The organism is Methyloversatilis sp. MC4-4 (assembly GCF_049843555.1).
In the GTDB taxonomy this organism is placed as follows: Bacteria; Pseudomonadota; Gammaproteobacteria; order Burkholderiales; family Rhodocyclaceae; genus Methyloversatilis; species Methyloversatilis discipulorum_B.
The window spans coordinates 1,301,000-1,313,885 of sequence record NZ_JBBHZK010000001.1 but is presented as its reverse complement, the minus strand read 5'-3'; the positions used below and the strand labels follow the sequence as shown (position 1 = coordinate 1,313,885).

Annotated in this window: 13 protein-coding genes; 8 read left to right on the top strand and 5 right to left on the bottom strand. The window is 68.6% G+C overall.

The window, feature by feature from the left end:
- Positions 1-65 precede the first annotated feature (65 nt).
- The 4 genes from WDZ97_RS06015 to WDZ97_RS06000 form a co-directional block, all read right to left on the bottom strand.
- Positions 66-1,808, bottom strand: a complete 1,743-nt coding sequence (locus WDZ97_RS06015; protein WP_425762127.1) for a sensor histidine kinase — start codon at positions 1,806-1,808, stop codon at positions 66-68.
- Positions 1,809-1,954: 146 nt separating this feature from the next.
- Complete coding sequence (locus tag WDZ97_RS06010) at positions 1,955-2,728, bottom strand: NRDE family protein (protein ID WP_425762126.1); 774 nt, start codon at positions 2,726-2,728, stop codon at positions 1,955-1,957.
- 15 nt (positions 2,729-2,743) lie between these two features.
- Positions 2,744-3,034: a DUF4936 family protein gene (locus tag WDZ97_RS06005; RefSeq protein WP_425762125.1), complete on the bottom strand. Its 291-nt coding sequence runs from the start codon at positions 3,032-3,034 to the stop codon at positions 2,744-2,746.
- Positions 3,031-4,053 (bottom strand): YgfZ/GcvT domain-containing protein, encoded by a 1,023-nt coding sequence (locus WDZ97_RS06000; protein ID WP_425762124.1) that lies wholly within the window; start codon positions 4,051-4,053, stop codon positions 3,031-3,033. Before WDZ97_RS06000 ends, WDZ97_RS06005 begins: the two co-directional genes overlap by 4 nt.
- A 90-nt stretch (positions 4,054-4,143) precedes the next feature.
- On the opposite strand from WDZ97_RS06000, the gene mltG reads away from it, so the two are divergent.
- From mltG to queF, 7 genes are read left to right on the top strand one after another with little or no spacing between them, the layout of a single operon-like run.
- On the top strand, positions 4,144-5,157 hold the full coding sequence (gene mltG, locus WDZ97_RS05995; protein ID WP_425762123.1) for an endolytic transglycosylase MltG: 1,014 nt from the start codon (positions 4,144-4,146) through the stop codon (positions 5,155-5,157).
- A 38-nt stretch (positions 5,158-5,195) separates the two neighbouring features.
- Positions 5,196-5,813 carry a dTMP kinase gene (tmk, locus tag WDZ97_RS05990; protein WP_425762122.1) on the top strand — a complete coding sequence of 206 codons (618 nt, stop codon included), beginning with the start codon at positions 5,196-5,198 and terminating at the stop codon, positions 5,811-5,813.
- Positions 5,814-6,869 carry a DNA polymerase III subunit delta' gene (holB, locus tag WDZ97_RS05985; RefSeq protein WP_425762121.1) on the top strand — a complete coding sequence of 352 codons (1,056 nt, stop codon included), beginning with the start codon at positions 5,814-5,816 and terminating at the stop codon, positions 6,867-6,869. It abuts the gene before it with no gap.
- A 22-nt stretch (positions 6,870-6,891) separates the two neighbouring features.
- Positions 6,892-7,257: a PilZ domain-containing protein gene (locus tag WDZ97_RS05980; protein WP_425762120.1), complete on the top strand. Its 366-nt coding sequence runs from the start codon at positions 6,892-6,894 to the stop codon at positions 7,255-7,257.
- 27 nt (positions 7,258-7,284) lie between these two features.
- The gene (locus WDZ97_RS05975) at positions 7,285-8,082 is read left to right on the top strand and encodes a TatD family hydrolase (RefSeq protein WP_425762119.1); all 798 of its coding nucleotides are present in this window, start codon (positions 7,285-7,287) and stop codon (positions 8,080-8,082) included.
- Complete coding sequence (locus WDZ97_RS05970; RefSeq protein ID WP_304001276.1) at positions 8,079-8,717, top strand: ankyrin repeat domain-containing protein; 639 nt, start codon at positions 8,079-8,081, stop codon at positions 8,715-8,717. The genes WDZ97_RS05975 and WDZ97_RS05970 overlap by 4 nt, the downstream gene beginning before the upstream one ends.
- The gene (gene queF / locus WDZ97_RS05965; protein ID WP_296811190.1) at positions 8,717-9,541 is read left to right on the top strand and encodes an NADPH-dependent 7-cyano-7-deazaguanine reductase QueF; all 825 of its coding nucleotides are present in this window, start codon (positions 8,717-8,719) and stop codon (positions 9,539-9,541) included. The genes WDZ97_RS05970 and queF overlap by 1 nt, the downstream gene beginning before the upstream one ends.
- Here queF and WDZ97_RS05960 read toward each other — a convergent pair.
- A complete protein-coding gene (locus WDZ97_RS05960) occupies positions 9,531-10,235 on the bottom strand; it encodes a uracil-DNA glycosylase (protein WP_425762118.1) in 705 nt (234 codons plus the stop codon). The two genes, queF and WDZ97_RS05960, sit on opposite strands and share 11 nt — an antisense overlap.
- Positions 10,236-10,342: 107 nt before the next feature.
- Between WDZ97_RS05960 and WDZ97_RS05955 the strand changes: the two genes are divergently transcribed.
- On the top strand, positions 10,343-12,823 hold the full coding sequence (locus tag WDZ97_RS05955; protein WP_425762117.1) for an ABC transporter permease: 2,481 nt from the start codon (positions 10,343-10,345) through the stop codon (positions 12,821-12,823).
- Positions 12,824-12,886 lie beyond the last annotated feature (63 nt).

Sequence of the window (12,886 nt, the reverse complement as noted above, 5' to 3'; positions counted from 1 at the left end):
CGGCGACAGTTCCGACAGCATGGGCTGTCATCGGCATGGCGAGCGTCCTGTCAGGCATGCGGGCATCACGCTATCTCCGTCCGCTGCATCGTATGCGACGCGATGCCGATACGGCATCTCGCGGGTAATGCCAGCACGAAACGGCTGCCGGCGCCGGGCTGCGACTCGACGAAGATGCGGCCATGGTGCATGTCGGCGATCCGACGACTCAGCGCGAGTCCGAGGCCTGTGCCCTCGTACTCGGCCTGTGCATGCAGCCGCTGGAAAGCCTCGAAGATGCGCTCCTGGAATTCCGGTGCGATGCCTATGCCGTTGTCGCGCACCGATATGTGCAGTTCGTCGCCGACCACGGCATAAGCGATATCGACTTCCGGCGGCGTGCCCGGCGCGTGAAACTTCAGCGCGTTGTCGATCACGTTCTGCAGCAGCAGACCGAGCAGGCTGCGGTCGCCGCGAATGACTGGCAGCGGCGTGACACGGATGGTCGCGCTGCTGCGACCGATGGCGGCGGCCAGCGACTGGCGCGTTTCTTCCACCAGTTCAGCCAGATTTACGGCGTCCATCCGTGCCTCGGTCGCGTCGAGCCGGACGAAGGCAAGCAGATCGTCCACCAGCGCGCGCAGCCGCTCGCCGCCACGCACGATGAAGTCCACGTAGCGCTCGCGTCGCGTCGCATCCGCCTCGTGGGCGTCACGCCGGAGCAGCTTGGCGAAATTCAGGATGGAGTTGATCGGCTCGCGCAGGTCGTGCGAGGCGACGTGCACGAACTGCTGCAACGCGATGTTGCTGCGTTCGAGTTCGGAGAGCGTGCGCTGCAGATGTTCCTCCGCCTGCAGCCGCGCCGTGATGTCCTCGCCGACACCGAGCAGGCCGGCGGTCGCGCCCTGTTCGTCGTGCAGTCGCGTGGTGTGCCAGGACACGACGCGCAACTGACCGTCGGCCGTCAGTACGTGGCCGCGGAAGCGGCGCGCCGCGTCGCGTTCGCCGCTGACCAGCTGAGCGAAGAAGGCGCGCGCATCGGCACGCTCGTCTTCCGGAAAGCACAGCTCGAACCAGTCGCGTCCAGGCAGGCTGTTGCCCGGGTGGCCCAGCACATCGGCCGCCATCCGGTTGGCGCGCACGATGCGCCCGTCGTTGTCCGCGACCACCATCATGTTGCCGGCAATGTCGAAGTAAAGCTCGGCGCGGTCCCGTTCCGCCTTCAGCTCGGCGGTGCGATGATCGACCAGCGCCTTCATTTCGGCGTTGAAACGCTGCAACTGCTGTTCGAACAGGTTCTGCCGCGCGTGTGCGGCCTGCAGCTCGCTCACGTGCAGGCGCAGTTCGATCTGCGCGACCACCTGCCGCGCCAGCGCGGCCAGCGCTTCGCGCTGGGCGGCGCCGAGCTCGTGTGCCACGGTGTCGATGACGCACAGCGTGCCGATGCGCCGGCCATCGGCGACTTCGAGCGGCGCCCCGGCGTAGAAGCGGATGCCCGGCCCGCCAGTGACCAGCGGGTTGTCGCGAAAGCGCGCGTCCATCGTCGCGTCCGGCACCACCAGCACCTCGTGCTGCAGGATGGCGTGTGCGCAGAAGGCCTGCTCGCGCGGTGTTTCGGTGGCGTCCAGACCGATGCGCGACTTGAACCATTGCCGGTCCTGGTCGACCAGGCTGACCAGCGCGATCGGGGTGCCGCAGAGTTGCGAAGCAATGCGCGCCAGATCGTCGAACGCTGGTTCGGGCGGCGTATCGAGCAGCCGGCAGGCCTGCAGCGCCTGCAGGCGTTCGTGTTCGTCGGGCGGCAGTGGGGCTGCGATCGTGGAAGTCATGCTGCACGTGTCCGTAGCGGAGTGCTGCCGCTCATCCTTCCACCCACGGCTGCCGCAGGGCGGGGGTGGAGGCGACGGCGGGCAGTGTCGGCCTGTTGTCGGCATTCTGCCTTCAAACTTGACTGACCGCCGGTGTCCGCGACCGTTCAGCGATCGATCGCGATGCGGCGCCTGCCGTCGGCACGCCCGCCCGGGCCGTAGCAGCGCTCTTCGACGTCGATGCGGCTGTGACACATGGTCAGCACCGTGCTCGACCGGGTGCCGTAGTCCTCGCCGGCAATGAAGACCGGCGACAGACGGCGTTCCCATTCGAGACCGACGCCGGTGTCCGGCAGGTCGGCGTCGGCCGCCGGCGTGTCGTCGCGCAGCGTGTCGAACAGCGCGTCCTGGCGCGCTGCGGCGTCGGTCAGGGCGAGCGCCCGTGCAAAGCCGTCGCGGGCGCGCAGCAGCTTGGGCCAGGGCGTACCCGGAAGGTGGTTGGACAGCGCATGGACGCCGTCGTCGAGCACGCGCCACTGCGCCTCTGCACCGTGGCGATGGCCGACCCACGCCAGCGTGTCGCCGTCGCAGAGCAGCAGATTGAAACCGTTGTAGGCGCCTGCCTCGCCGCAGGCCTGCCGCGCGTAGTCGCCGGCGGTCTGCCGGCCGGTCAGGAAGCCGGCGACCAGTTCGCCGCGCGAGCGGGTGTGGTCGCGCTGCGCCGACGGGTCGCGGTAGTTGGTCAGGGCGGCGAAACGGCCGCAGCGGCTCACGCCCATCCAGCTGCCGCCCGACTGCAGGTCGCGCCCGGCCAGTACTTGCGGCGCATCCGGCCAGAAGTCGAGTGCGGCCGTCGGGCGACGGTGGAACTCATCGCGATTGGCGGCGACGATGAGCGGGCAGTCCGGCTGCTGCTTCCAGCCGAGCACGATGAGACACATGGGCTGCGGCGTCCGTCAGGCGGTGCGGAAGCGTTCGAGATGGCGCACGCTGTCAGGCGCCAGGAATTCGTATAACCCGTGACTTTGCACGTGGCAGCCCAGTTCCAGCTCGAACAGCCGCTGATTGTTCACGCCCTCATACACTTCCATCCAGGTCTGCGGGTCGTCCAGCCGCCTGCGCACGCGGCCGGCGACGCCGGTGGCCGCCTGCAGCGAGGTCTGCATGGCGCTCAATGCGGCCAGCAGCGCCGCCTCGCGGGTGGTGTCGATACGGTAGTAGATGTAGTAGTCGATGCGCACCGTCATTCGCCAAGCGCGTAGGGCAGGGCAGTGAAGCGCAGCACCGGCCCCTCCAGCCCGCCGATGCGCACCTCGCCCGCTTCGGTGCTCGACATCTGCACCACGGCGAGCAGATCGCAGCCACCGTCCGGCAGCGCGACCGCATCGACCACCAGGCCGCAGGCCTGTCCGTTCGTGTCCACACCGTGTACCGGCGTGCCCGCCGCCGGCGGCGGGCAGTCGGCGCTTGCGCGGTACATGCGGCGCTTCAGCTTGCCGAGGTACTGCGTGCGGGCGACGATCTCCTGCCCGGGGTAGCAGCCCTTCTTGAAACTGACGCCGCCGGTCAGTTCGAAATTGACCATCTGCGGCACGAATTCTTCCTGCGTACCCGGCCACACGCTGACCAGACCGTCGCGGATGTCGAACCAGCGCCAGGTCGGTGTGCCGGCAGGTGTGGCGCGGCTGGACAGCACACTCCAGACCGCTTCGAGGCGGTCGGCGGGCAGCACGATCTCGAAGCGGTCGTTCGCCAGGCGCAGCACGCGCACGCCATCGGCCACCGCCTGCGTCATCGGTGCCGCCGGCACCGGCAGCCCGGCCGCCTGCAGCGCGGCTTCGGCATCGCGGCCGGCCAGTCCGAGCGCCGGCATCGCGGCGGTGGCATCGGTCAGCGTGGCCTTGGCGCGCAGGATGTACATCGACAGCTTCTTGCGCATCGCCTCGGCCAGCGCACGGGGCAACTGCAGCACGGTGGCGTCGCCGTCGCGCCACATCGTGAAGGTGGCGAGCAGGCGCCCTTTGGCCGTGCAGAAACCGGCGCTGCGCAAGCCGTCGGCCGGCAGGCCCTTGACGTCGTTCGTCATCAGGTTGTGCAGGAAGCTGGCAGCGTCCTCGCCGTCGGCGCGCAGCCGGGCGAGATGGGTCAGCGGTACCAGCACGGTGCCTTCGCGGGCGGCGCGCATTTCGGCGACGGCGTCCTGCATGGCGGGGAACTGGCTGTCGTCGGCTGCAGTGCCGGAGGGGATGAGATCGTCGAGCATCATGATGTTGCGAAATCCGTAGGCAGGAGAGGTTGCCGAAAAGGTTAACATACGGGGCCGCGCGTGCTGCCTGCGCGTTCCCGCCTCTTTCGCATGACCCGTCTGCTCGTCCGTCTGTTCCTTCTTCTGGCTGTACTCGCCGCGCTGATCGGTGCCGCGCTGGTCTGGTACGCGCAGCGCCCGCTGCAGTGGAGCGGCGATGCCGTCGAATACACACTGCGCCCGGGCACCGCGCTGCGCCAGGCAGCGCGCCAGATCGAGGCGGCGGGTGTTCCGGTCGATGGCCGCCTGCTCGGCCTGATCGGCCGCGTCGCGGTCGATGGCACCCGGCTGCAGGCCGGCAGCTACGCCTTCAACAGCGGCGTCACGCCACTCGAACTGCTGGGCATGATGACGCGCGGCGATGTGAGCATGCGCGAGGTACGCTTCATCGAGGGCTGGACCCTGAAGCAGATCCGCACTGCGCTGGCCGCCAGTCCCGACCTGAAGCAGGACGCCGCGGCGCTGTCCGACGCCGAACTGCTGGCCCGGCTCGGCAGCGACGCGACTTTCGTCGAGGGCTGGTTCTTTCCGGACACCTATCTGTTTGCCGCCGGCGACAGCGACCTGTCGATACTGAAGCGCGCCCATCACGCGATGCGCGCGCAACTGGAACAGGCCTGGGCGGCGCGCGCGCCCGATCTGCCCTACGCCTCGCTGCAGGACGCGCTGATCATGGCGTCCATCGTCGAGAAGGAAACCGGCGCCGCGGCCGATCGCGACAAGGTGGCCTCGGTCTTCGTGAACCGGCTGCGTGCCGGCATGCCGCTGCAGACCGACCCCACCGTGATCTACGGGCTGGGTGAGCGCTTCGACGGCAATCTGACCCGCGCCCACCTGCAGACCGACGGCCCGTACAACACCTATCTGCGGCGCGGCCTGCCGCCGACAGCGATTGCCGCGCCCGGCCGCGCATCGATCGAGGCGGCGTTGAATCCGGCGCCCACCCGTTACTATTACTTCGTCGCGCGCGGCGACGGCAGCAGCGTGTTCTCGAAGACGCTGGCCGAGCACAACAGCGCGGTCGACCGTTACCAGCGGCGGCCGGCGCGCGCCGCACGCAACTGACGCCGGCCGTCATCCATCATCCAATTCATCCGAACCCGATGCACAACACCCGCTTCATCACCTTCGAAGGCATGGACGGCGCCGGCAAGAGCACGCAGATCGCCCGCACCGCCGACTGGCTGCGCGCGCGCGGTCATGCGGTGCTGCTGACCCGCGAGCCGGGCGGTACACCGCTGGGCGAGTCGCTGCGCGCGCTGCTGCTGCACCAGACCATGCACCCGGATACCGAAGCCCTGCTGATGTTCGCCGCCCGGCGGGAACACCTGGCGCAGGTGATCGAGCCGGCGCTGGCGCGGGGCGAATGGGTGCTGTGCGATCGTTTCACCGACGCGAGCTTTGCCTACCAGGGCGGCGGTCGCGGCCTGGACAAAGCGCGGCTCGAAGCGCTCGAAGCCTGGGTGCAGCGCGGATTGCAGCCCGGGCTCACACTGCTGTTCGATCTGCCCTGCGAGGTGGCGGCGCAAAGACTGGCGGCCAGCGGCGGCGACCCCGACCGCTTCGAGCGCGAACAGTCGGATTTCTTCAACCGGGTGCGTGCCGCCTATCTCGCGCGCGCCAAGGCCGACGCGCGACGCATGCAGGTGCTCGACGCGGCAAGGACCCCGGAAGAAGTTTCCATTCAACTTGAAGAAATTCTTTCAAGGTACTGTTCCTGAATGATTTACGACTGGTGCAAGCCGCAATGGTCGCAGTTGATGGCGCTGGCCGAACGGATGCCGCACGCGCTGCTGCTGGCCGGGCCGGCCGGCCTGGGCAAGCGCGAGTTCGCCGAGGCGCTGGCGGCACGCATGCTGTGCGAGCGGGCGAGCGGGGAACAGGTAGCCTGCGGCGAATGCGCTTCGTGCAGGCTGATCGCCACCGACAACCACCCGGACTGGCTGGTCGTGCGGCCGGAGGCGCTCGACGACGAGGCGGAAGAGGGCGACGAGACGGCGTCCGACGACGGTGATGGCAAGGCGAAGTCGAAGCTGATCCGCATCGCCCAGGTGCGGGCGGTGACCGACCGTCTGGGCGTCGGCTCGCACCAGGGCGGCTACCGCGTGGTGCTGCTGTATCCGGCCGAAGCAATGAATGTCGACGCCGCGAACGCGCTTCTGAAATCACTTGAAGAACCGCCGCCCAAGACATTGTTTTTGCTGATAACTGACCATCCTCGCAAGCTGCTGCCGACGATACGCAGCCGCACCCGCGTGCTGTCCTTCCAGCAACCGCCCATCGAACAGTCGCTGGCCTGGCTCGCGGCCCAGGGCGTGCGTGACGCCGGCGATGCGCTGGCGCTGTGTGCAGGTTCGCCGCTGCATGCGCGCGACCTCGCCAGTTCGAAGGACGCTCAAATCCAGGCCCAGTTTGTCGATGATGTATCGAAGCACGCGCTGAGCGCGCCGCTGGAGGTCGCCGCGCGCTGGGACGGCTGGCTCAAGGGACGCAAGAAGGGCGAACCGGGCCTGACCGATCTGCCGACACTGGTCACCTGGCTGCAGCGCTGGCTGGCCGACCTCGTGCTGCTGGCACAGGCCGGCGAGCCGCGGGTATTTGTCGGCCGGCGCGCCCAGCTCGGGCAGCTGGCGGAACGCAGCGACGTGGGCACTGTCCTGCGTGGGTACAATGAATTGCTGAAGGTGCGGGCGCTGGCGCATCACCCGCTGAATGCGCGCCTGTTCCTCGAAGACATGCTCATTCGTTACGCCCGTCTGTTCCGGTCGCAACGCTGAGCACACGAAAAGGGAGGCTGTCATGAGCGATCCGCATATCCAGCCGGGCAACCGGCGCAGCGTGCTGTCGCTGGCGGTGACGTCGAAATCGGTGCTCTATGCGGCCTACATGCCTTTCCTGAAGGGCGGCGGCATTTTCCTGCCGACCAACCGCGCCTACCGTCTGGGCGACGAAGTGTTCCTGCTGCTGCAGCTGATGGAAGATCCGGCCAAGCTGCCCATCCAGGGCACGGTGGCCTGGGTGACGCCGGCTGACGCGCAGGGCGGCAAGCAGCAGGGCATCGGCCTGCGTTTTGGCGAGGACGACAGCAGCAAGTCGGCGCGCGCCAGGATCGAACAGGTGGTTGGCGGCTACCTCGGTTCGTCGCGGCAGACCCACACGCTTTGATTCAGTATTGATCCACAACGGTTTTTCATGTTCATCGACTCACACTGCCATATCGATTTCCCCGATCTCGCCGCACGCGAGGACGAAGTGCTCGCCAATATGCAGGCACAGCAGGTCAGCCACGCGCTGTGCGTGTCGGTCAATATCGAACATTGGCCGCGCGTCACCGGCATGGCCGAGCGGCACGCCAACGTGTTCGCCTCGCTCGGCGTGCACCCCGATTACGAGGACGTGACCGAGCCGGACGTGGCGCAGCTGGTCGAGATGTCGACGCATCCGCGCGTGGTCGCCATCGGCGAAACCGGGCTCGACTACTTCCGCCTGACCGGCGACCTCGAATGGCAGCGCAAGCGCTTCCGCACCCACATCCGCGCCGCGCGGGAGTGCGGCAAGCCGCTCATCATCCACACCCGTTCGTCGGCCGAGGACACGCTGACCATCATGCGCGAGGAGCGTGCGCACGAGGTGGGCGGCGTCATGCACTGCTTCACCGAAACGCTCGAAGTGGCCGAAGCTGCGATCGATATGGGCTTCTGCATTTCCTTCTCCGGCATCGTCACCTTCAAGAACGCGCAGCAGTTGCGCGACGTGGCGAAGGCCATCCCGCTGGCGTCGATGCTGATCGAGACCGATTCGCCCTATCTGGCGCCGGTGCCCTACCGCGGCAAGATGAACGAGCCCGCCTACGTGCCGCACGTCGCCGCCGAACTGGCGAAGGTGCGTGGCATGACGGTGGAGGAGGTCGGCCGCGTCACCTCCGACAATTTCTTCCGCCTGTTCCACGACGCCGCCCGACTGGCTGGCCGCGAGGAGGTGGCCGCATGAAGGCACTGCGCATCGCACTGCTCGGTTTCATTCTTGGTCTGGCCGGCGCCAGTGGCGTGTCGGCGGCCGCGTACGACGACCTGATCAACGCCGCTAACCTCGGCGACACCGGCAAGGTGGCCAGTTTCATCGACCGTGGGCTGGACGTGAATTCGGTCGATCCGCGCGGTGAAACGCTGCTGATCATCGCCGCACGCAACGGTTATACCGAGCTCGTGAAGGCGCTGCTGGCGCGCCGCGCCAAGGTCGAGGCGGTCAATGCGGTCGGCGAGACGGCGCTGGCGGTGGCCGCCTTCAACGGCCACGTGGCCGTGGTCGACCAGCTGCTCGCGGCTGGCGCCAATCCGGTCAATACCCAGGGCTGGTCGGCGCTGCACTACGCGGCGATGCAGGGACACACGGCGGTGCTGAAGGCGCTGATCGCGCGCGGTGCGCCGGTCGACGCGCCGGCGCCCAACGGCGCCACCGCGCTGATGCTGGCGGCGAAGGCCAATATCGAATCGGTGAGGGTGCTGCTGGCCGCACGCGCCGACGCGCGCATCCGCGGCCGCGACGGCGAGACCGCACTCGACTGGGCGATGAAGGCCGGTAACACCGACGCGGCCGCGCTGATCCGCGCGGCGATGGGGCAGTGATGACGCACCCTGCGAGCGGATCCGGCCTCGGCCACGCGACGGACTATCCGGACAGTTACGACGCCGGCCTGCTGTTCCCGATGCCGCGTGAGGCGTCGCGCGCGGCGCTGGGCATCGCTGCGCAGACGCTGCCCTTCGGCGGCGTCGATCGCTGGCACGCCTGGGAGATTTCCTGGCTCAACCCGCAGGGCAAGCCTGAAGTCGCGATCGGCCGCTTCGACATTCCGGCCGACAGCAGCCACATCGTCGAGTCGAAGTCGCTCAAGCTCTACCTGAACGGCTACAACAACGAACGCATGAGTTCGCTGGAAGCGGTGCGCGCGCTGATCGAGACCGATCTGTCGGCTGCCTGCCAGTCCGGCGTGACGGTGCAGATGTATGCGCCGGACGGCGTGCCGCCGGTGCAGACGCAGATGGTGGGCGAGTCGATCGACGGCCTGGACATCGTCTGCGACCGCTACCAGCCGGACGCAGCGCTGCTGTCCGCCAGTGGCGACACGGTCGAGGAAACGCTGCGCTCCGACCTGCTGAAGTCCAACTGCCCGGTCACGCTGCAGCCGGACTGGGCCTCGCTGCAACTGCGCTACCGCGGACCGAAGATCGACCGCGCCGGGCTGTTGCGCTACATCGTGTCCTTCCGCAATCACGCCGATTTCCACGAGCACTGCGTCGAACGCATCTACATGGACGTGATGGCGCGCTGCCAGCCCGAACTGCTGACCGTGTGCGCCTGTTACACCCGTCGCGGCGGGCTCGACATCAACCCCTGGCGCAGCAATTTCGAGTCGCCGCCCGACAGTTTCGTCAAGCTGATCAGGCAGTAAGCCGGGCACGCAGGTCGGCTACCGCGGCGCGGAACTCCGGCGCGCCGCCGTAGCTCGGATGCCGCGCCGGCAGCGCGTCGATGCCCATGTCGGCCAGGCTGTGCTGGCAGATGCGCCCGATGGCCAGCCGCGGCACGCCGGGGAAGAGGGCGAGGAACTGTTCCAGCAGCGGGCGCAGCGCGCGCCGTTCGCTCACGCTCGGCGCACGGTTGGTCAGCGGCCGGCCGGCGTCGTGCGGGTGGTAGGCGACCGCGTTCCACAGCACGAAATCGGTCGGTGCCCAGCCATTGCCGGACATCGCGGCCCAGACGATGCTGGCGGTCCGCTCCAGCATGCCGTCGGTGTTCTTCAGCTGCGGCAGCACGCGGCTGGTGCGCTGGAAGCCGCCGTCGAAATAGTCGCTGCCGCGGCCGGCGGCATGGGCGGCCAGCACGTCGCGCTCGCTGGTCATCGCCATGCCGGAGAACTTGGCACCGCTGTAGCTCGGCGCTTCGGCGATCAGCAGCACGCGAGCGCGCCCGAGCCGGGCGGCCAGATAGCGCTGCAGGTGGTCGGCGCGGATGCGCGGTGCGTCCGGACCGGTGTCGTGCAGCGGGTCGTGATCGCCCCAGGGGTTGAACATCGTGGCGGGCTCGGGAATCAATGCACCGGCCGCGACGGCGGAAACAAAACTGTCGAGATCGTTTTTCGACATCGGGTGTCCATACGGGCTGAAACGCAAGGCGCGCATTGTGCCCGACCTGGCTGTCGTATCGGGAGCGATCGACAGACGCCGGACAAGACAAGAAAGAGAATGAAGCGATGACCTCCGATCTGATTCTGGCTGCGCGCATGGCGCTGCGCGACTTCCGTGCCGGCGAGCTGCGCGTGCTCGGCCTGGCGCTGCTGCTGGCGGTGGCCGCACTCACCTCGGTGTCCTTCTTCACCGACCGCGTGTCGCGTTCGGTGGTCAGCGAGGCGAACCAGCTGCTCGGCGGCGATCTGCGCGTGGCCGGCGACAACCCGCTGCCCGACACCTACGTCGATGAAGCGCAGTCGCGCGGACTGCGTGCGATCCGTAGCTGGAGCTTCACCAGCATGGCGTCGGCCGCCGACGGCGCCCAGCTGGTCGGCGTCAAGGCGGTGTCCGACGGCTACCCGCTGCGCGGCAAGCTGCGCATCGCGCCAGAACTGAATGCGCCGGACGCCGACACGCGGGCGATACCCGAGCCCGGCACGGTGTGGCTGGACGAACGCGCGACCAGTGCGCTGCGCGTGCGCAGCGGCGACACGATCAGCGTCGGCCAGCTCAAGCTGCGCGTGGCCGCGGTGCTCACCTTCGAATCGGATCGCGGCGCGAGCTTCTTCGCCATCGTGCCGCGGCTGATGCTGAACGCGGCCGATCTGCCGGCCAGCGGGCTGATACAGGAAGGCAGCCGCATCAGCTACCGGCTGCACGTGGCGGGCGACGACGCTGCGGTGCGTGCCTACGCCGCCTGGCTGAAGCCTCAGCTGGCGCGCGGCCAGCGCGTCGAGAATGTCGAGGAGGCGCAGCCCGAGGTGCGCGGCGCGCTCGACCGGGCGCAGAAATTCCTGCGTCTGGCGGCCATGCTGGCCGTCGTGTTCGCCGCCGTGGCCGTCGGCCTTGCGGCGCGCCGCTACATGCAGCGCCATCTCGACGGCTGCGCCGTGATGCGCTGCCTCGGCGCCACGCAGGCGCGGCTGACGCGGCTGTTCCTGATCGAGTTCGTGCTGGTCGGCCTGCTCGCCTGCGCGCTCGGCTGCGTCGTCGGCTACGTCACGCAGTTTGGTGTCGAGGCGCTGCTCGCCGGTCTGTTCGCGACCACCTTGCCGCAGCCCGGGCTGACGCCGGTGTTGTACGGTTTTGCCGTTGGCATGACCTTGATGCTGGGTTTCGTGTGGCCGCAGCTGCTGCGCCTGCGCCGCGTGTCGACGCTGCGCGTGCTGCGGCGCGAATGGGACGACGCAGACGTCGTGTCCTGGGGCGCCTACGGTTTCGGCCTGGCCTGTCTGTCGGCGCTGATCGTGCTGATGGCCGGCGACCTGACGCTGGGCGCCGTCGTGGTCGGTGGCTTCGCGGCCGCCTGCGGCATTTACGCGGCGGTCGCCTGGGGCGCGCTGGCGCTGGTGGCGCGGCTGCGCGGCGGCACTGCCGGCGGCTGGCGCTACGGTCTGGCCAGCCTGACCCGCCGGCGCGTCGCCTCGACGGTGCAGATCGCCGCGCTCGGTCTCGGCCTCACCGCGGTGCTGCTGCTGGTCATCGTGCGCGGCGATCTGCTCGATGCCTGGCGCAACCGGCTGCCGGTCGACGCACCGAACCGCTTCGTGCTGAACATCCAGCCCGACCAGCTCGACGCGGTGCGCGCGCAGTTCGCCGATGCCGGACTGGCGCCGCCGCAGCTGCTGCCGATGTCGCGCGCTCGCCTGGTCGCGCTGAACGACCGTGCGGTGTCGCCGGACGACTATGACGACGCACGCGCCAAGCGGCTGGTCGAGCGCGAATTCAACCTGTCCTGGGACGACCACGTACAGGTTGGCAACCGCATCGTCGCCGGCAACTGGGACGCCGCGCAGCCCGCCTTCTCGGTCGAGGCCGGACTGGCGCGCACATTGGGCATCGCGCCTGGTGACCGTTTGCGCTTCGATGTCGCCGGCCGCCAGGTCGAGGCGGTGGTCGGCAGCCTGCGCGAGCTGGAGTGGGATTCGATGAACGTCAATTTCTTCGTCGTCGCGACCCCCGGCGTGCTGGAGGATTTCCCGGCCAGCTACATCACCTCCTTCCATCTGCCGGCAACGGCAGCCGGCTTCACCAACGAACTGGTGGCGCGCTTTCCCAATCTGACCGCGGTCGATGTCGATGCCGTGGTGCGCCAGTTCCGCGCGCTGATGGACCAGCTGTCGGCGGCAGTCAGCGTGGTGTTCGGTTTCGCGCTGCTGGCTGGCGTGGTCGTGCTGCTGGCAGCCATCGAGTCCACGCACGACGAGCGGCGTTTCGAGCTGGCGGTGCTGCGCACCCTCGGCGCACGCGACCGGCAATTGCGTGCCTCGTTGGCCGCGGAATTTGCGATACTCGGGGCTCTCGCTGGCGTGCTCGCCGCATTCGGCGCTCTCGTGCTGACCATGCTGCTGGCCCGCCAGGCCTTTCAGCTCCCGTATCTGCCCTCCGCCGGCCTGCCGCTGGCCGGCGTCGCATTCAGCGTGCTGGCCGTGCTTGCCGCCGGCATGCTGGGTCTGCGCGGAGCGCTGAAGGCACCCGCGCTGACCAGCCTGCGCGCGCTCTGATTTTTTCGTACGGCCGATGTGACGCGGCGCTGCCGCCGCGCACTCGTCCTGTTCGTCTGTCCG

Coding starts and splice junctions, on each gene's coding strand:
- WDZ97_RS05960 (WP_425762118.1), bottom strand. CDS start 10,235: ATGTCGAAAAACGATCTCGACAGTTTTGTTTCCGCCGTCGCGGCCGGT.
- WDZ97_RS05975 (WP_425762119.1), top strand. CDS start 7,285: ATGTTCATCGACTCACACTGCCATATCGATTTCCCCGATCTCGCCGCA.
- WDZ97_RS06015 (WP_425762127.1), bottom strand. CDS start 1,808: ATGACTTCCACGATCGCAGCCCCACTGCCGCCCGACGAACACGAACGC.
- WDZ97_RS06000 (WP_425762124.1), bottom strand. CDS start 4,053: ATGATGCTCGACGATCTCATCCCCTCCGGCACTGCAGCCGACGACAGC.
- WDZ97_RS06005 (WP_425762125.1), bottom strand. CDS start 3,034: ATGACGGTGCGCATCGACTACTACATCTACTACCGTATCGACACCACC.
- WDZ97_RS05980 (WP_425762120.1), top strand. CDS start 6,892: ATGAGCGATCCGCATATCCAGCCGGGCAACCGGCGCAGCGTGCTGTCG.
- WDZ97_RS06010 (WP_425762126.1), bottom strand. CDS start 2,728: ATGTGTCTCATCGTGCTCGGCTGGAAGCAGCAGCCGGACTGCCCGCTC.
- holB (WP_425762121.1), top strand. CDS start 5,814: ATGATTTACGACTGGTGCAAGCCGCAATGGTCGCAGTTGATGGCGCTG.
- WDZ97_RS05970 (WP_304001276.1), top strand. CDS start 8,079: ATGAAGGCACTGCGCATCGCACTGCTCGGTTTCATTCTTGGTCTGGCC.
- tmk (WP_425762122.1), top strand. CDS start 5,196: ATGCACAACACCCGCTTCATCACCTTCGAAGGCATGGACGGCGCCGGC.
- queF (WP_296811190.1), top strand. CDS start 8,717: ATGACGCACCCTGCGAGCGGATCCGGCCTCGGCCACGCGACGGACTAT.
- mltG (WP_425762123.1), top strand. CDS start 4,144: ATGACCCGTCTGCTCGTCCGTCTGTTCCTTCTTCTGGCTGTACTCGCC.
- WDZ97_RS05955 (WP_425762117.1), top strand. CDS start 10,343: ATGACCTCCGATCTGATTCTGGCTGCGCGCATGGCGCTGCGCGACTTC.